A 17,629-nucleotide genomic window follows, 5' to 3' on the forward strand; every position below is an offset into this window, starting at 1 on the left:
TTTACAGACGATGTTCCTGCATATATTACAACTTTTATGTTGCTTTATAACTCGTTAAAAATACTTTCCCTTTTGCTTTTTTAGTAGATTCAACTGCGTCCACCGCTTTGCTGACATCTTTCAAGTCAAATGTAGAATCTACCTTCATGAAACGTAATTTGTTAGCATCTATTAAGCGGATTAAATATTGAAAAGTCTCTTGCCATTTCACCGCTGACACATTTTTATTCCAATGTCGCAAGTGAAAAATATTCGCCTTTACTCCCGCTTTCTGTACAATATCCGCCCAATTCACTTGGATTCCAGATAGAAGACCGATTGTAATGAAATTTCCATTAGGACGAACACAAAAAGCCAATTCGTTTCCGTCCGGGCCGCCAATAGAATCAATCGCCGCGTCTGCACCCTTTCCATATGTTATTTCCATCACTGTTTCACGGAGTGGCATAGTAGACGTATCTATGACATAAGAAGCACCGAGATGTAGTAACTCTTCTGTATGTTTACTATTCCTTGTCACCGCAATTAATCGGAAACCAATTATCTGAGACATTTGTGCAAACAAATGACCAATTGCGGAACCACAAGCGTTAACCAATAAAACATCATTAGGCTTCAATTGTAGAGCTTCCGTACAAGCTACCCATGCCGTAACGGGATTGATATACATTTGTGCAGCTGTGAAATCATCGATTGACTCTGGTATAGAAATGGCTAACTCCGCTGTTGTTTTTACATACTCTTGCCATGTACCTTCTCCACGTAAAGGTAAAACACGTTTACCAATAAGATCTTTGGAAACGCAAGAGCCGACTTCTTCTACAATACCAACTCCTTCATAGCCAGGTATATTGGGCAAAGAAATTCGATGTGCATAGGAGCCTCTTACCGGAATTAAGTCGGATGGATTGATGGGTCTTGCTAGCATTCGGACTAATACTTCATTGCTTTTTGGTGATTCTATATGTTTATCTTCAATTTGTAGCACCTTTTGAGGAGTGCCGAACTCGTGGAATTTTATGCATTTGGCTTGCAATGTGTTTTCCCCCTTTTGCAGTTAGGAAAATTATATCATCTTCAATTAGTGCTGGTTTGGAATAAAGTCTGTTCAATAGTGTTTTACAAACCTTTAGTTAGAAAAAAGCAAAGAGAATCCATCTTGAAAAAAGAGTGACAAAAATGGATTCTTCTATACCATAACTAAATATGTTATTTATAAAAGAATTGATTATCCTTTTTTTCTCCGAAAAAGGATACTAACTTTAGTTGAAAATAAAGGTATAAGATACATATTCAAACCTTAAAAATCATATTTTGTAACGATTGATGGAATTTAAATTCGGGAGGCTATAAGAGTGAATGAAAAACATCATAAACAAAGGCATTCCTTATTAAAAGAAAGCCACTATGAGAATCGAGACATCTCCACTGAGCCAACTAAACTCCATTCCCAGACAATCGGCTCTAGGGGGCCTATACTGGAACAAGATAGTATACTGCACGAAACTTTACACGAATTTATTCATGAAAAGATTTTAGAAAGACCTGTTCATGCGAAAGGATTTGGTGCATTTGGTTATTTTCAAACGATATATCCGATGTCTGAACACACAAAACTAAGCTTTTTACAAAATTCTAATCAGAAGGTTCCTATTATGGTCCGCTTTTCATTAGCTGTCGGTACGAAGGGAACACCCGATACATCTAGAAATGTAAGTGGTTTTGCTACAAAGTTTTATACAAAAGATGGCGTTTTTGACCTTTTATGTAATCACATTCCTGTCTTTTCTATTCGTGATGCGATACGATTTCCGGAATTTATTAAAGCATTCTCACCTTCACCAAAAAATAATTTAATTGACCCTAATAGGTCTTGGGGGTTTGTAGCAAAATCTCCTGAATCGATCCATTTTATAGTACGTTTATACTCTGATGCTGGTACGATAAGAAGCCTTCGACACATTCCAGGACATAGTGTAAATACATATGTTTGGAGAAATGCACAAGGTATTAGAAAGTACGTTAAATACCATTGGTACCCCTTTGAAGGTATAGACTACATTAGTCGTGAAGAAGCCAATAGACTATCCGCAGAAAATCCTGATTACGCTGGTAAAGATTTATACGATGCAATTGCAAGTGGAAAACCGGTGGAATATGGTTTGTATGTTCAGCTCATGGACCCAAAGGATGAAGCCATTCTTGCTTATGATCCTTTAGACGATACAAAAGTATGGGATGAAAAAGCTTACCCCCTAATTCCAGTAGGCAAAATGGTACTAAATAAAAATCCAGATAATTATATGGAACAAGTAGAAAAAGTCGCCTTCTCCCCTACAAATTTACTAGATGGTGCAGAATTATCTGATGATAAAATACTCCAGGGCCGTGCCAATTTTTATAGTGAATCCCAAAGAAGAAGAATCGGAGCTGAATTTCGCAAATTACCGGTAAACCAACAGCGAAATTGGACGCCAGCCAATCAAATTACAAGTGGCGATGGAAGATATGTTAAAGGAAACTTAGAAAGAACTTCTATAAAAAAGCAAGACGATTTTGGGCAGGCTAGTGAATTCTATACGAGATTAACTCCATTAGAAAAGGAACATCTAGCCGATAATTTAGCCGGTGATTTGAAAGTCATATCTGATGATATTAGAAAGAAAGTTATGGAGTATTTCAATAAAGTATCACCGGACTTAGCAAAGAGAATTGAGATTGACATGAAAAAGTGATTAAAAATTGAAAAACAGTCATTACTAATCTTTATTCAGCTTCAAATGCATTATAAGGCGCAGAATGAACGTAATTTAGAAATACTGGAGCAATATTTAAAGGCAATAGGACAATCATTGATACTAAATTCCTTCAATATTGATACAATAAATCATCGGGGGGATTTTTATGATGTTTAATGACATGTTTAAAGAATTAATAAATTATGCGAAAGCTGCCCTTGACGAGGATGAAAACACACCTTTGTTTTTGTATTTGTATAAAAATCAGCTCTACATTACAACGGAAGCAGAACCCCCAACGGTAGGCAAAATTATCATTGCTCAACGCTATGAATTCATTGAATTACTTAATTCGCTTGATGAAAAACAAGCCATCGATACATTGAGTTACATGGTATATCAGCATTTAGTATAATTTTGCTCCGTTAGTAAACTAAAAAGAGGCTGGGACATAACTAGCTTCCTAAAACGAAAAACGTGAAATAGAGTTTGCTCCATTTCACGTTTTTCTGTTTTTCTTCTATGACTCCAGTTCTTAACTTCTTTGTTGGCCGTTAATTTCCGTAAATTAACGGCCATTAATGCGAAGCCCATTTCGTTTTCAACTTTTGATTTTCCTCGAACAGAAAATCGAGTGAAACGTAAATTAGCCTTCAAGAATCCTTCAATTGACCATTTTTCATATAGTCATCTTTCATGTGCATAAATGTAGCATCGAAATCTGTCTTTGAATAGCTATTTCGTGTACCGAAGATTTCAAAGTCCCTTTGATATTTCAATTTTTTGGTCATATTCAGAAGCGACATTGTCTACGTTTTGAACCATTTGTTTGAGCTCTTCCACAGTTAATTGTTCTGCACTTTCTCGTTCAATTTCAGGCATGATTTCTTTTTCTAATAGCTCATTGTAAGGTTGGTTTGATTTTTCAATCAATCCGTTATGATAGTTCTCGGTGGATTTCTTCTAAACGAACGTAAATTTATTCGCATTCGCTTCAATTTTTGTTCCATCAATAAAAATACCTTCTTGGCCAATCAGTTTCTCTTCTACTAATAGCGTGAGGAATTGGACAAAGCATTGACGAAGTAGTTCTTTTACTTCAGGTTGTACACGGAACCTATTAATGGTGTGATATCTTGGTTCATATCCTTGCGCTAGCCACATCATACGAATACTATCTTTTAAAAGAGCTTCTATTAGCTGATTTGTTGAATAAAGAAGTACATTTGAACACAATTTAATGCATGATAACGACCATCCCTTTGTTCTTTTCTAATATGGTCATACCTAAAAGTAATAGCAAATTCGTAAATTGACCTCCAGTTAATCACTATTAGTCCCCTTTTTCTTGATCCAATTCATCTTATTCTTCAACCCTCAAATACATTAAATTAATATTCATTGTTTAGTACACTGCATTTTTTCACTATCTCTAGGAATGACGGGGATAATAAAAAGGAGGTCTCTTTCCTTTACTTTGTTTTCCAATCCATAAGAACCATCCTGAAACTTTCTTGTAGGCAGATTGTAAAAACTCAGGTCCAACTTCATCTAATTATTTGTGGATTTTCTTATCTTTTCATTTATTTAGTTATTTTTTTGAGTTTTCTTACCTTTAATCATAGTTAAAGACACAACGAAAAGGGAAAATAATGAAAATACTGCACCAACTATAGGATTAATTTCGATTCTAGAATATTCAATTACAACTCCACCAATCATAGAACCCAGTGCAATACCAAAATGTGTGGCTGAGTTATTTATACTCTGTTGAATATCAGAAGTCTCTGGAGCAGAGACGATTAAGTAACTTTGTATGGCAGGTGATATTGCCCAACTTAGCATACTCCAAATCATCAATACAACAATAAATAAAGGGAAAAACTTTATTGAAAATGGAAGTGCAATAAGCGATATGGTGAAAACAATAATTATACCGATTATGCTTTTTTGAGGTCCGAAGCGATCAGATAAAACTCCTCCAAGGCCACCACCAATAATAGCAGCTACTCCAAAAATCAATAAAATGATGCTAATTCCGTAACCTTCTAATCCCAAAGTTGTTTCCAAATATGGAGTGAGATAAGAATAGAGTATTATATGTCCCGATATGAAGAAAAAGGATGTTAACTGTATCAATAAAATTTTCCTGCTTTTCAATGAGAGCAGCTGATCTTTTAGTTGTTTTTTTAATGGTATACATGATTTAGACTCAATTTTTTCCATGAAGAAATAAATTAAAATAATGGATATGACTGTAAGGATAACTATAAGTAAGAATGGTGCACGCCAGCCAAAAGAATTACCAAGCATTAATCCCAACGGAACACCAAGCACTAATGAGCCGGTTACACCCATAAAGACGACTCCTATTGCCCGAGCACGATATGCTTCCGATACGATATTTGAGGCAATGGTTACACATAAAGATATCAATAAGGATGCGCATATGCCCGATAACACTCGAGCAAGCAAAAGCATGCTGTAGCCTGTGCTTAACCAAGCAATTACATTCGCAAAAAGGAATACAAGCAATGTAATCAATATGAGTTTTTTTCTTTCAACTTTAGAAGTTGTTGATAAAAGAATGGGCCCAGAAATGGCATACATAAAGGAAAAAATTGAAATTAACATGCCTGCTCGTCCAAGTGAAACATTGAAATCTAGGGCAACTAAGTGAAGAATACCCCCTAAAATTAATTCTACTAAACCAACAACAAAAGAAACGATTGTTAGTAAGTACACTCGCTTATCCATAAAACACCTCGTTGTTTTTAAAATTATGTTACCACTAAAGAGGTAACATAATCACAAGTATATCATTTGAATTTATAAAAACAAGTGGAATTTACCTTATAGATTGGTTTATGCTAATGGAAAGAACTAAAATTATTTATAAAAGAGGAGATTTTATGCTTCAAAAATTTGGTTTTACACAGTATGAAAGTCAAGTGTATACATCACTTATTTCCGTTAATCAAGCTCTTGATGCGACGGCAATTGTAAAACGATCTGGCGTACCTCGTACAAAAATCTATGAAGTTTTAAATAGGCTTGTAGTTAAAGGAATTTTGTTAGAAACGACTGTTGAGAAGAAGCGCTTATACACTGCATTGCCGATGGATGCGTTAATTGAAAAATTAAAAATAGACTTTGATTCAGATATAGAAGAACTGAAAAAAATAGAGGTAGTGGAAATGGAAGTGGATGATCGAGTTTGGACATTAAAAGAGAATCAATCAATCACCTCTATGATAAAGGAGTTATCACAGAAAGCGACAAAATCTATTTTTATCTCCATGTGGGAAGATGATCTACAAAATCATTTGCCTTTACTTGAGAAAAAATATCAGGATGGTTTGGAAGTAGTTATTCACGTAATTGGAAAAGTCAATACTATTATCCCAACTGTCTACACTCTAATCCCTAATCAAAATCATGATATGTTGGAACGAGGCAGAATTTTAATTGTTGATGAGATTGAAATGTTGTTTGCGGGAATGGAAGAAGACAGTTGGCAAGCAATTCGAACTCAATCGCCGCCACTCGTAAAGTTTTTCACGGATTTTTTCCATCATGATGTCGCTCTAACTAAAATCACGCAGCGCTATCATAACATTTTAATAGAAGATGAAGACATAAAAGAAGCACTTCTGAAACTTCGTTATTAAACAAATTTGGCAGCATTACTATTAAAAAAGAACCTATAAAAAGAAACTTAGGAAATGATGTACAAAAGTAAAGTGTACCCTTTGTAAAGGACATTTTTAAAAAAGCTCTAAGCAACTTGAAGAAGATGATGTCTGTATTGTGTAGGCGTCATCTTCTTTAGGTTCCACTGACCTCGATAATGATTGTAATATAGCCTTTATTTTCCCTTTTTATATCTTCCAGTGTTTCACATGATTTTAAATCTGTTTCATCTTTAAAATACCCAAAGAACGATTCTTGAGGAGTGTTATCCCAACAATTTCCACCTGTAGGACATTGACTGTTCTAACTCCTTTTTCTTCACAAGCTTTTTGGAATCAAGGATTGGCATAGTGGAATCCTTGATCCGAGTTGATGAATGCACCATCCACTCGTTTGATACCATTCTTCTTTAAATTTCTTATAGTTTTCAGGTTGATATCTATCCTACTTGATCGATATCAACCTGATTGCATAATTAACACAGGTTCAGCTAGTGGTGTCCATCACTCATTAAATATTGGTGACGTTGTTATTTCAACAGAAGTTCGTCATCATGAAGTGGATGCAACTGCATTCAATTATGAATGGGGTCAAGAACCACAAATGCCAGCCGCTTATCTTCCAGATGAAAAATTAGTGAAAGCAGCAGCTGTGGCGCAAATTTGCTACAACTACAAAGTGCCATTCGTAATTGTTCGTGCGCTATCTGATATTGCAGGGAAAGAGTCAGGTATATCATTCGATAACTTCATACACAGCAGCGCTACACTCTACAAATCTTATTATGAAAATGTTACAAGACTTGAAATAATTGAAGCAGCAACGACTAATGTAATCCTTGGTTGACCTTTTTATTTAGGTTCTAGAATACTAATAGTAGCTGGGGTAGAACGACCGCACCCGTGGGATTTAATCCCGACAACTAAACCGTTCGCCCCTACTTATAGAAGCATGATTGAAGCTGGTTGGGACGTGGATCTCGTATAACAAGCAAAGCTATGACACTATAAGCAGCCATAAGGGTTACCAACGAATTGATTAATAGGAAGGGTAAACATGAATCCATTCATTGGTCTTGATGTAGTAAAAGGCGAAAGTCAGGTTTAAGCATTCTTGGAGAGAAAGAAACCTTACAAAAAGAGCTTTATTTTAAAGCCGGATATCTAGGGTCACCCTATAGACTACATCCTTAGCCAGACACACAAAATAAACACGAAGTGATAATTCCACTTCGTGTTTATTTAAGTTAGTTACCAACATTAATGTCGTTGTACACAGTTTGAAATTTAAATCCAATTCTTACTCAACCGTAACACTTTTAGCTAAATTACGTGGTTTATCAACATCGCAATCACGATGTAAAGCAGCGTAATAAGCAATAAGTTGTAACGGAATAACAGAGACAAGAGGTGTTAATAATTCGTGCACGGCTGGTAGAACAAAGCTATCATCTGCTTCTTCTAAGCCTTTCATTGAAATAATGCACGGATTTGCACCACGAGCAACGACTTCTTTTACGTTACCGCGAATGCTTAGGTTAACAGCTTCTTGAGTAGCTAGAGCGATAACTGGTGTGCCTTCTTCGATTAAGGCAATTGTACCATGTTTTAGCTCGCCACCTGCGAAACCTTCCGCTTGAATATAGGAAATTTCTTTAAGCTTCAAGGCACCTTCAAGACCTACGAAGAAGTCCAATGTACGACCAATGAAGAAGCAATTACGTGTTACAGATAAGAATTCGCGAGCAAGGCCCTCGAATTGTTCCTTTGAATCACATAATACTTCCATTGCATTCGCCACAATACCTAGTTCTTGCACTAAATCAAGTTGTGATTCTAATCCTTTTGCAGTCGCTGTAACGTTTGCTAGGATCGCTAGAACGGCAATTTGAGCAGTGTATGCTTTCGTAGATGCTACTGCGATTTCTGGACCAGCATGTAGAAGAAGTGTATAGTCCGCTTCACGAGAAAGCGTTGAGCCTGGAACATTTGTAATCGTAAGAGCTTTATGACCAAGTTCCTTAACAGATACAAGCACAGCACGGCTATCCGCTGTTTCCCCACTTTGTGAAATGAAGATGAATAACGGTTTAGCAGATAGAATCGGCATATTGTAGTTGAATTCTGAAGCTACATGTACTTCAACTGGAATACGAGACATACCTTCAATGAACTGTTTTCCAACAAGCCCAGCATGATAACTTGTTCCACAAGCTACGATATAGATACGATCTGTATCTTTCATCGCTTCTAGAATATTATCCGCAATTGTTAGTTCACCTTGCTCATTTTGGTATGCTTGAACGATTTTACGAGTTACAAGTGGTTGCTCATCGATTTCCTTCAACATGTAATGAGGGTATGTGCCTTTTTCAATATCACTTGCATCTAGTTCTGCTGTATATGCTTCACGCTTTACAATTGTGCCATCAAGCTTCTTAATCGTAACTGTTTCTTGTGTTACTATAACGATTTCTTTATCCATTAGCTCTACGAATTGGTCTGTTACTTGTAGCATTGCCATTGCATCTGAAGCAACAACATTGAAGTCTTCACCAATACCAATTAGAAGTGGACTTTTGTTCTTCCCTACGAAGATTGTTCCATTATTTTGCTCGTCTAGAAGAGCTAGAGCGTAAGATCCTTTTAGTAGCGATAGCGTTTTACGGAACGCTTCTTCAACAGTAGAATTGTCTTCTTGAGCGAATTTCTCAATAAGAGCAACGATTACTTCTGTATCTGTTTCACTTTTAAAAGTAACATCTTGTAAATACTCACGCTTTAAGATTTGATAATTCTCGATTACTCCGTTATGAACAAGTGTAAAGCGTGCTGAAGTGCTTTGATGTGGATGTGCATTAACTGTACTTGGTACACCGTGAGTTGCCCAACGTGTATGTCCGATACCTGTTTGTGCAAATACGGATGCATCCACTACTTCGCGTAGGTCTGCGATTCGACCTTTCTCCTTGAACACTTGTACGCCAGAATTATTCATAACAGCGATTCCCGCTGAATCATACCCTCTATATTCAAGCTTTTCTAAGCCTTTAAGCAAAATCTCTTTCGCATCTTGATTTCCTATATATCCAACGATACCACACATATTTGTTCCTCCTAATATAGAAAGAAGGGAACAAGTATGCCCGAGAGGGACAAACTTGTCCCCTCATCTCTGATCATTTAATATTTTAGTTTTATGCATTTTCCACTCTTTGTCGAAAAGGTTACCCTTTTGTTTTGGAGAAGAAATCTACAGCTGTGCATTTCAACTGGGAGGTACCCGCCGAAAAATCGATAAACCTCCACCTCGTCAACTAAACAGCCCCACCGGGTTTAGTTCAGGCGCTTATAATCATCATTTTATCTAACCTTACTACTTACTTAATCCTTTCTTAAAATTTGGAGCTTCGCTTTAGAGTGTGTAAACCAAAAGCAAAATAATCATACCTTAAGTTAATCAATTCGTCAACAATAGTGTAAATTTGTCCCAATATCTCACTTAAAGGTATTTTCCCCTTACAAACAAAATATGCATAAGAAGCAAATGTGTGCTTCTTATGCATATTCATGTACCTTATATTTCATTTTCTTAAACCTAAATTCAAGAAAAATATATGAACTAAACTCTTATAGCCCCATTTCTTTTTCTACAACTGCACAAATACGTTCTACATATTCGTTACATTGCTCTTGTGTTGGAGCTTCTGCCATTACACGCACAAGAGGCTCTGTACCAGAAGGACGTACAAGAATACGACCATTTCCATTCATTTCTGCTTCAACTTCAGAAATGATTTCAGCTACTTTCGCATTGTCCGTCACATGATATTTATCAGTAACTTTAACGTTCACAAGCTTTTGAGGATATTTCTTCATTTCAGCTGCAAGCTCAGATAGTGGCTTTTTCGTAGCTTTCATAATGTTTACTAATTGAAGACCTGTTAATAAGCCATCTCCTGTTGTGTTGTAATCAAGGAAAATAATATGACCTGATTGTTCTCCACCAAGATTATAATTATTCTTCTTCATTTCTTCTACTACATAACGATCTCCAACAGCCGTTTGTGCACTATTAATTCCTTGCGCTTCTAATGCTTTATAATAACCTAAGTTACTCATAACTGTAGAAACAACTGTACCTTGTTTTAGACGACCTTGTTCTTTTAAATACTTACCACAAATATAAAGGATATGGTCTCCGTCTACTATTTCACCGTTTTCATCAACAGCAATAATGCGGTCTCCATCACCATCAAATGCTAAACCAACATCTGCGCCTTTTTCTTTCACAAATGCTGCTAATGCTTCTGGATGTGTTGAACCAACGCCTTCGTTAATATTTAATCCGTTTGGAGCTGATCCCATTGTAGAGATGTCAGCCTCTAAATCAGCAAATAAATGCGTAGCCAATGAAGATGTCGCACCGTGTGCGCAGTCTAGAGCAACATGTAAACCAGTGAAATCTTCGTCTACTGTTTGTTTTAAATATGATAAATACTTTTGGCCACCTTCGAAATAATCGTTAACTTGACCTAAGTCCTTACCTACCGGTCTTGGCAATGTATCTTCAGATAAATCCATTAATTCCTCAATTTCAGCTTCTTGATCGTCAGATAATTTAAAACCATCGCTTCCGAAGAATTTAATCCCGTTATCTGCAACAGGATTGTGTGAAGCTGAAATCATAACACCTGCTTCAGCACTTAACGCTTTAGTTAAGTATGAGACACCAGGTGTAGAAATAACGCCAAGGCGCATAACCTCTGCTCCAATGGATAGTAAGCCTGCCACTAATGCTCCTTCAAGCATATGTCCAGAAATACGAGTATCGCGACCAATTAATACCTTTGGACGACGGTCCGTATGTTTTGTTAGTACGTACCCTCCGAAGCGCCCTAATTTAAAAGCTAACTCAGGCGTTAATTCGCTATTTGCCACGCCTCTTACTCCGTCAGTACCAAAATATTTACCCATTATAAAATTCTCTCCTTCATGTGTTTTATTGTGAAATTGCACAATAAAGTCATCCTAGCATCAGTGACTTATAATACACTGATATTTATATGAACCAATCATTTTTACTATCTTCTTCTCTACACTACTTTAAGATATTACGAAAGCATACTTCGTGGATTGGTATCTCAAAAAGTTTCTGCTGTTTTCTTCGTAATCGAAATTTTCACTGTTGAGTCAGATGCTTTTCCATCAATGTTTGCTGGCGTTTCTATTTTTATTGGTACGGTATGTTCACCTTCTTGCAAATCATCAACTTGGATTGAAACTTGAATATCAGATGCCTTTAAACTGTTAAGATCACTTTGCTTTCCTGTGACTGAAACACTTGTACTACCCCCGCTCGGTGAAATAAAAGCGAGGTCAAATTCATCTCCTAAATTCCCATAATGTATCGGAATGTTTGAGAATGTTTTCGATGCATTCGCTTCTTCACCATTCGGTTGTTCCTCTTCTGGCTTTTTGTCACCAGTAGTCTCGTCAGTATCCCCCTCACCTTTCTTAGAAGTGACGGATACCTTTACTTTCACCTCTTGAACAGAGGATGCCTTAATACCATCTGGAAGTTCAATGGCAACATTATACACCGTATTTTTCTCAATCTTACTTATATCGACAGGAATTTGAAAAGCATTCATAGCATCTAAAACTGATTTTTTCCCGAACAATGTTATTTCTTTCGGTTCAGTTGTAATACTTTCAATCTCGATTCCTTTTTTTGTATTTCCACTAGCAACTGGTTCAATCTTCATCGTTTTCGTAGGGCTCTTAATCGGAACTTCTACTTCTACAACATTTGGATTAATAGATACATCTAATTTATTCAGATCACGATCTAATGCTTGTACTCGTACTTCACGATAGATGGTATCATTAGCACCTGCTTTGATGTTAATAATAGCTTTAACATAAGCAATTTTTTCGATTACATCTTTAGCACCTGTAATTTTTACTTTTCCAGGTTTTACTTTTGGCTCTTCAGCAATATAACCTTCTGCTAAAAGAGTGCGGTCATACTCAGGTTCTACTGTAAATTCCTTTGTTAATTTCTCCTGTACTGATACCTCAACAGTAGCTGGTTCAATCGTATAGCTGATTTTTTCATTTAAGTCCTTAATTTTAAGGGAAACTCTTTTTGTTCCTAATTTTATTTCAGGATCCGATAAATCTACGTATACTTTAAAGTCACGTAGCGTTGCAGCCGGAATCATGATATTCTTTGGACCATTTAATTTAACATCAACTGTTTTTGGAACACCTGTAACTACTAAATTATCTCGATCATAATAAACTTCAACTGGTACGTTTTCCACAACTTGTGTATCTTTATCAGACGGTGTATTATAGGAATTTATTTTCTTACTATCAAAATTAACAGATATAAATAATAGAGCTGCTAATGATAAAGCTATTACTTTCATAAACCAAGGGGTTTCAATCAATTTATCCATTTTTCTTCACCCTCCAGTTCCATCGAGTCTGAGTTGGTGATTTATATACATCAACTAACTCTTTCATTAACATCTCTTTGAATTCTTCAGGGTTAAGGTTTCGGTGAAGCTCACCATTTCTAGCTAATGATATAGCTCCTGTTTCCTCAGATACAATAACAGTTAAACTATCTGTTACTTCACTGACACCAAGAGCTGCTCTATGCCTTGTCCCTAACTCTTTAGAGATGAATGGACTTTCTGATAGAGGTAAATAGCATGCCGCAGCTGCTACTTTATTCTTTTGAATAATCACAGCACCGTCATGTAATGGCGTATTTGGAATAAAAATATTAATTAATAGCTCTGAGGAAATCTTTGAATCTAAACTAATACCTGTTTCGATATATTCCGTCAAGCCAGTTTCTCTCTCAATTGATATAAGAGCTCCTATACGTCGCTTTGCCATATAAGCTGTTGCTTTTGCAATAGCTTCCACTGTAAGTTCTCTTTCATTTTCTTCTTGGAAAGCACTTCTAGAGAATAATTTCCCTCTACCTAATTGTTCTAGTGCTCGTCTTAATTCAGGTTGGAATAGAACGATGATAGCAATAAATCCCCAATCCATCGCTTGATCCATTAACCATTCAAGTGTATTCAAACCAAATAAACCACTTAAACTTCTTACAACAACAATAACAAAAATACCTTTTAATAATTGAACGGCTTTAGTGCCTTTAATAACCATTAATAATTTATATATAACGAACCATACTATGATAATATCCGCAACATTCGTAATGATATCAAAGAAAGTAAAGTTAGCTAATGACATGTTACTTCCTCCATTTTTTAAGTATGAAACTACCTTTTAAATTTTCGATAACTTCACTATTATATCATATAATAACCAAACACCCATAAAAAGCATACGCTCATTATCTAAAAAAACTCCGTTCTAAGCATATTAATTAAACACAAAAAAGCCATCCACACTAGTTGGATGACTGAACATCTTCAGGGTTTTTTATCATATTCATGAATTGTTTAGTACCGTCTTTAATCTTATACCAAAGCCATTCAAATATTTCATCTACCTCTTCAATCTCACCTGAAACATGACCTGCTGATGCAAGATATTTATCCCCATTAATGACGGTGACATTGCCATCAACTTCACCCTCTATTTTGATATTACCATTTCTGACAACAACATCTCCTGAAACAGTCTTTCCTGCCGGTACAATAACCGTATCATTTTCAACGACTAATTCAGGTTGCTTCGAAAATGAAAACTGATAATCTTCCTTCCAATGCGTTAGTAATGCACTTCCCATTAACACAACGAATAGTGAAGCTGCTGTTAAAAGCGGATGATTTTTAAACCATCTTGTCATTCCGACTTTTCTTTTCTCTTTCGGTAAATTCGCCATTACCTTTTGTGTGAAACCAGAAGGTGCTACCATATTAGACGTACTTTGGACAAATAGGATTGCTTTTTTTAATTCATGAAAATGAGCTTGGCAATCTCCACAATCTTGCAGATGATGTCGCAGAATACCTTCATGTTCCACACTTATTTCATTATCTAAATATTCATGCATATATTCTATCATTTCATTTGAACATTTCAAAATAACCACCTGCTTTTTTATAAATTGCTCAATTGCTTTCTTAAAGCTTCTCGTCCTCGGTGGATTCGAGTTTTAATTGTGCCAATTGGCATATCTAGTATTTCACCGATTTCTTTCAGCGATAATTCTTCAATATACTTTAAAACGATTACGGTTCGATACTTTTCAGGAAGCTTCATAATTTCTTTCTGAATCGTATCATGTAATTCGAGGCTTTCTACTTCATCTGATGGATCTTCCGCATCTGACGCAATCTGCGAATACATATTCAACCCATCTGTTCCTGCTACTTCTGCATCTAAATAGTAATCAGGTTTCTTTTTCCTTATTCGATCAATACACAAATTGGTTGCAATACGATACAGCCATGTAGAGAATTTGAGCTTTATGTTAAACGTGTGTATGTTTACATATGCCTTAACAAATGCCTCCTGTGCCATATCTTCTGCCTCATGTCGATTACCAAGCATACGAAAACAAAGCTGAAATACTTTATCTTTGTAGATTTCAACCAATTCCCCGTAGGCGTTTTGATCTCCCTTCAAAACTTGCTTTATTCTTTGTTTAACCAGTAATTCCATTTCCTTTTTGACCTCCGCCCTATGCGGCTATACGATATTTACGTATCGTAAGCATAAAGGTTTCAAATAAATATCTACTTTATCTTAACAAATTTTCACTTTCTTCGTTTATAAAACGTCGAAGATGGGTATTAAATGACATGTCAATTTTAATGAAAGGTGGAATATATCATGATGAAAGAAGTTTGTCAACTTCAGCAAAAAATTGAACAGACTCGAAAAAAAATGATAATCCTTGCCTCTCATACCTCCATAAATCATCAAGATGTCATAGCACTCAGCAAACAACTAGATGAACTCATCGTTAAATATATTTATCTCACAAGAAAGAGGCTACCCTAAACGTGATTTTCAATCACATTTAAAGCACCTCTATTTGGCACTTTCTATTAAACTGAAATCTAATACCTGCTTAACATATTTAAAATATGATTTTTCAATCAATTATCATACAACCGCTTTCATTTCTATAAGAGCACTTCCCCAAACAAAGAACCCATTAAAGCAACAGCAACAGTAGCTGTCTTATTTCTTTCATCTAGGATGGGATTTACTTCTACGAACTCAGCAGATGTAATAAGACCAGACTCTGCAAGCATCTCCATTGCTAAGTGACTTTCCCGATAGCTTATTCCACCCAACACAGGTGTTCCAACTCCAGGCGCATCAGTAGGATCTAATCCATCTAAATCTAAAGATAAATGAATACCATCTGTTTTATCCTTTAAATAAGCAACTGTTTCTTCTATGACTGTAGCCATACCAAGACGATCTATTTCATGCATTGTATATACTTTGATATTTAACTTTTTAATAATATCTTTTTCACCCTTATCAAGCTGTCTAGCTCCAATGATAACAATATTCTCAGGCTTTATTTTCGGTGAATATTGTAAAACAGTAGTGAGTGAAGCATCTCCCCATCCTAAACTTGCAGCCAATGACATACCATGGGCATTACCAGATGGACTTGTTTCCATTGTATTTAAATCACCATGGGCATCATACCAAATCACACCTAAATTTTTATAATGTTTTGCAATTCCTGCTATACTGCCAATTGCAATACTATGATCTCCACCCAGAATAAGTGGGAAATGCCCTTGCGATACTACATTATCTAATTCATGTGCTAACTTCTCATTCACTTGGGCTACTATTTCAATATTATTAGAGTCCTTCTTTATTACATTCTCTTTCAGGTTATGCTTAACGACCATATCACCAAGATCATGTACAACAAAATCTAGATTTTCTAGCCTCTCCACAACACCAGCATACCTAATAGCACTCGGTCCCATGTCAACTCCTCTACGCTTCTGCCCCATATCCATAGGTACACCAATAATGGAAATTTGCTTGTTCATCCGCATCCCCCTTTTCCATTGTCTACCATATATTTTATCCTAAAAAAGGGCATAAAAAAAGCTATAAACCAAAATGGTTTATAGCGAAATAATAGTATGTAGTATAATGGTGGAGCCTAGCGGGATCGAACCGCTGACCTCCTGCGTGCAAGGCAGGCGCTCTCCCAGCTGAGCTAAGGCCCCAATATTAATATGTAAAATGGTGAGCCATGAAGGATTCGAACCTTCGACCCTCTGATTAAAAGTCAGATGCTCTACCGACTGAGCTAATGGCTCTCTAGATGGCTGGGCTAGAAGGATTCGAACCTTCGCATGACGGAATCAAAATCCGTTGCCTTACCGCTTGGCTATAGCCCATCAATGAATTCTATAAAAATAGGTGGTAAGTTTATTAACTTGTCCACTTTCTTAAAAAATAAATGGTGGAGGGGGGCAGATTCGAACTGCCGAACCCTAAGGAGCGGATTTACAGTCCGCCGCGTTTAGCCACTTCGCTACCCCTCCACGCGTAATATATGGTGCCGGCGAAAGGAGTCGAACCCTCGACCTACTGATTACAAGTCAGTTGCTCTACCAACTGAGCTACACCGGCAAGATAATGGTGGAGGATGACGGGATCGAACCGCCGACCCCCTGCTTGTAAGGCAGGTGCTCTCCCAGCTGAGCTAATCCTCCAAAAAAAAGTATTGTTTTTAAAAATAAATGGTGACCCATACGGGATTCGAACCCGTGTTACCGCCGTGAAAGGGCGGTGTCTTAACCGCTTGACCAATGGGCCGTTTGTTTGCATTAATAAAGCTTCCAACCGGGCTCGAACCGGTGACCTCTTCCTTACCATGGAAGTGCTCTACCTGCTGAGCTATGGAAGCAATTATATGGCTCCGCAGGTAGGATTCGAACCTACGACCGCTCGGTTAACAGCCGAGTGCTCTACCACTGAGCTACTGCGGAACAATAAAAGCCTGGCAACGTCCTACTCTCACAGGGGGAAACCCCCAACTACCATCGGCGCTGAAGAGCTTAACTTCCGTGTTCGGAATGGGAACGGGTGTGGCCTCTTCGCCATCATTACCAGACATTTAATCTTGGTTGCTTTCAAAACTATTTTGCACAAAGACATTAACGATTCTATCATGGTCTTTGTTTTTTTTCAAGAAAGAATTTTCGTTCC

15 protein-coding genes, 9 tRNA genes, 1 rRNA gene and 2 pseudogenes are annotated in these 17,629 nt (G+C 36.7%); 5 read left to right on the plus strand and 22 right to left on the minus strand.

The features are described 5' to 3' along the window. Positions 1–34: 34 nt before the first annotated feature. Complete coding sequence (locus TX86_RS23580) at positions 35–1,036, minus strand: zinc-dependent alcohol dehydrogenase family protein (protein ID WP_042352673.1); 1,002 nt, start codon at positions 1,034–1,036, stop codon at positions 35–37. A 319-nt stretch (positions 1,037–1,355) separates the two neighbouring features. Between TX86_RS23580 and TX86_RS23585 the strand changes: the two genes are divergently transcribed. Beyond that, positions 1,356–2,735 carry a catalase gene (locus TX86_RS23585; protein ID WP_042352674.1) on the plus strand — a complete coding sequence of 460 codons (1,380 nt, stop codon included), beginning with the start codon at positions 1,356–1,358 and terminating at the stop codon, positions 2,733–2,735. 169 nt (positions 2,736–2,904) lie between these two features. Next, positions 2,905–3,153 carry a hypothetical protein gene (locus TX86_RS23590; protein WP_042352675.1) on the plus strand — a complete coding sequence of 83 codons (249 nt, stop codon included), beginning with the start codon at positions 2,905–2,907 and terminating at the stop codon, positions 3,151–3,153. Between the two features lie 341 nt (positions 3,154–3,494). Here the strand turns inward: TX86_RS23590 and TX86_RS26905 are convergent, their stop codons facing one another. The 3 genes from TX86_RS26905 to TX86_RS23605 all read right to left on the minus strand — a co-directional run bounded on the left by TX86_RS26905 (position 3,495) and on the right by TX86_RS23605 (position 5,495). Next, positions 3,495–3,671, minus strand: a complete 177-nt coding sequence (locus tag TX86_RS26905) for a hypothetical protein (RefSeq protein WP_154663220.1) — start codon at positions 3,669–3,671, stop codon at positions 3,495–3,497. A gap of 30 nt (positions 3,672–3,701) precedes the next feature. Next, entirely contained in the window at positions 3,702–3,905 is a 204-nt protein-coding gene (locus TX86_RS26910) for a hypothetical protein (RefSeq protein ID WP_154663221.1), read from the minus strand. Between the two features lie 420 nt (positions 3,906–4,325). Continuing rightward, complete coding sequence (locus TX86_RS23605; protein WP_042352678.1) at positions 4,326–5,495, minus strand: MFS transporter; 1,170 nt, start codon at positions 5,493–5,495, stop codon at positions 4,326–4,328. Between the two features lie 155 nt (positions 5,496–5,650). On the opposite strand from TX86_RS23605, the gene TX86_RS23610 reads away from it, so the two are divergent. Continuing rightward, positions 5,651–6,409 carry a TrmB family transcriptional regulator gene (locus TX86_RS23610; protein ID WP_042352679.1) on the plus strand — a complete coding sequence of 253 codons (759 nt, stop codon included), beginning with the start codon at positions 5,651–5,653 and terminating at the stop codon, positions 6,407–6,409. A gap of 107 nt (positions 6,410–6,516) precedes the next feature. Here the strand turns inward: TX86_RS23610 and TX86_RS27360 are convergent. After that, positions 6,517–6,808: pseudogene (locus tag TX86_RS27360) on the minus strand (IS3 family transposase); the annotation flags it as partial. A gap of 61 nt (positions 6,809–6,869) precedes the next feature. Here TX86_RS27360 and mtnN point away from each other — a divergent pair. After that, positions 6,870–7,242: pseudogene (mtnN, locus tag TX86_RS23615) on the plus strand (5'-methylthioadenosine/S-adenosylhomocysteine nucleosidase); the annotation flags it as partial. Between the two features lie 488 nt (positions 7,243–7,730). Here the strand turns inward: mtnN and glmS are convergent. The 6 genes from glmS to sigW form a co-directional block, all read right to left on the minus strand. Continuing rightward, positions 7,731–9,536, minus strand: a complete 1,806-nt coding sequence (gene glmS, locus TX86_RS23620) for a glutamine--fructose-6-phosphate transaminase (isomerizing) (protein ID WP_042352680.1) — start codon at positions 9,534–9,536, stop codon at positions 7,731–7,733. 524 nt (positions 9,537–10,060) lie between these two features. Beyond that, positions 10,061–11,407, minus strand: coding sequence for a phosphoglucosamine mutase (gene glmM, locus TX86_RS23625; RefSeq protein WP_042352681.1), 1,347 nt, complete (start codon positions 11,405–11,407; stop codon positions 10,061–10,063). Between the two features lie 167 nt (positions 11,408–11,574). Further along, positions 11,575–12,897, minus strand: coding sequence for a CdaR family protein (locus tag TX86_RS23630; protein WP_042352682.1), 1,323 nt, complete (start codon positions 12,895–12,897; stop codon positions 11,575–11,577). Continuing rightward, positions 12,890–13,711, minus strand: coding sequence for a diadenylate cyclase CdaA (gene cdaA, locus TX86_RS23635; protein WP_042352684.1), 822 nt, complete (start codon positions 13,709–13,711; stop codon positions 12,890–12,892). The genes TX86_RS23630 and cdaA overlap by 8 nt, the downstream gene beginning before the upstream one ends. A gap of 160 nt (positions 13,712–13,871) precedes the next feature. Next, positions 13,872–14,510, minus strand: coding sequence for a zf-HC2 domain-containing protein (locus tag TX86_RS23640; protein ID WP_042352685.1), 639 nt, complete (start codon positions 14,508–14,510; stop codon positions 13,872–13,874). Between the two features lie 17 nt (positions 14,511–14,527). After that, on the minus strand, positions 14,528–15,091 hold the full coding sequence (gene sigW, locus TX86_RS23645) for an RNA polymerase sigma factor SigW (RefSeq protein WP_042352686.1): 564 nt from the start codon (positions 15,089–15,091) through the stop codon (positions 14,528–14,530). A gap of 171 nt (positions 15,092–15,262) precedes the next feature. Between sigW and TX86_RS26495 the strand changes: the two genes are divergently transcribed. Continuing rightward, positions 15,263–15,433, plus strand: coding sequence for an aspartyl-phosphate phosphatase Spo0E family protein (locus tag TX86_RS26495; RefSeq protein ID WP_081707820.1), 171 nt, complete (start codon positions 15,263–15,265; stop codon positions 15,431–15,433). Between the two features lie 125 nt (positions 15,434–15,558). On the opposite strand, the gene rocF is transcribed toward TX86_RS26495, so the two are convergent. The 11 genes from rocF to rrf form a co-directional block, all read right to left on the minus strand. Continuing rightward, positions 15,559–16,458, minus strand: a complete 900-nt coding sequence (rocF, locus tag TX86_RS23650) for an arginase (RefSeq protein ID WP_042352687.1) — start codon at positions 16,456–16,458, stop codon at positions 15,559–15,561. Positions 16,459–16,565: 107 nt separating this feature from the next. Further along, positions 16,566–16,641, minus strand: a tRNA-Ala gene (locus tag TX86_RS23655). Between the two features lie 17 nt (positions 16,642–16,658). Then, positions 16,659–16,734 (minus strand) — tRNA-Lys (locus tag TX86_RS23660). Between the two features lie 6 nt (positions 16,735–16,740). Further along, positions 16,741–16,815, minus strand: a tRNA-Gln gene (locus TX86_RS23665). 63 nt (positions 16,816–16,878) lie between these two features. After that, positions 16,879–16,962 (minus strand) — tRNA-Tyr (locus tag TX86_RS23670). 12 nt (positions 16,963–16,974) lie between these two features. Further along, a tRNA-Thr gene (locus tag TX86_RS23675) sits at positions 16,975–17,050 on the minus strand. A 7-nt stretch (positions 17,051–17,057) separates the two neighbouring features. After that, positions 17,058–17,133: transfer RNA gene (locus tag TX86_RS23680), tRNA-Val, on the minus strand. Between the two features lie 28 nt (positions 17,134–17,161). Further along, positions 17,162–17,236, minus strand: a tRNA-Glu gene (locus TX86_RS23685). A gap of 18 nt (positions 17,237–17,254) precedes the next feature. Then, a tRNA-Thr gene (locus tag TX86_RS23690) sits at positions 17,255–17,327 on the minus strand. A 7-nt stretch (positions 17,328–17,334) separates the two neighbouring features. Continuing rightward, positions 17,335–17,409, minus strand: a tRNA-Asn gene (locus TX86_RS23695). 9 nt (positions 17,410–17,418) lie between these two features. Then, positions 17,419–17,534: ribosomal RNA gene (gene rrf, locus TX86_RS23700) — 5S ribosomal RNA — on the minus strand. Positions 17,535–17,629 lie beyond the last annotated feature (95 nt).

Origin of the sequence: Bacillus massiliigorillae, assembly GCF_000380245.2 — a bacterium.
Classification (GTDB): Bacteria; Bacillota; Bacilli; order Bacillales; family DSM-1321; genus Bacillus_AD; species Bacillus_AD massiliigorillae.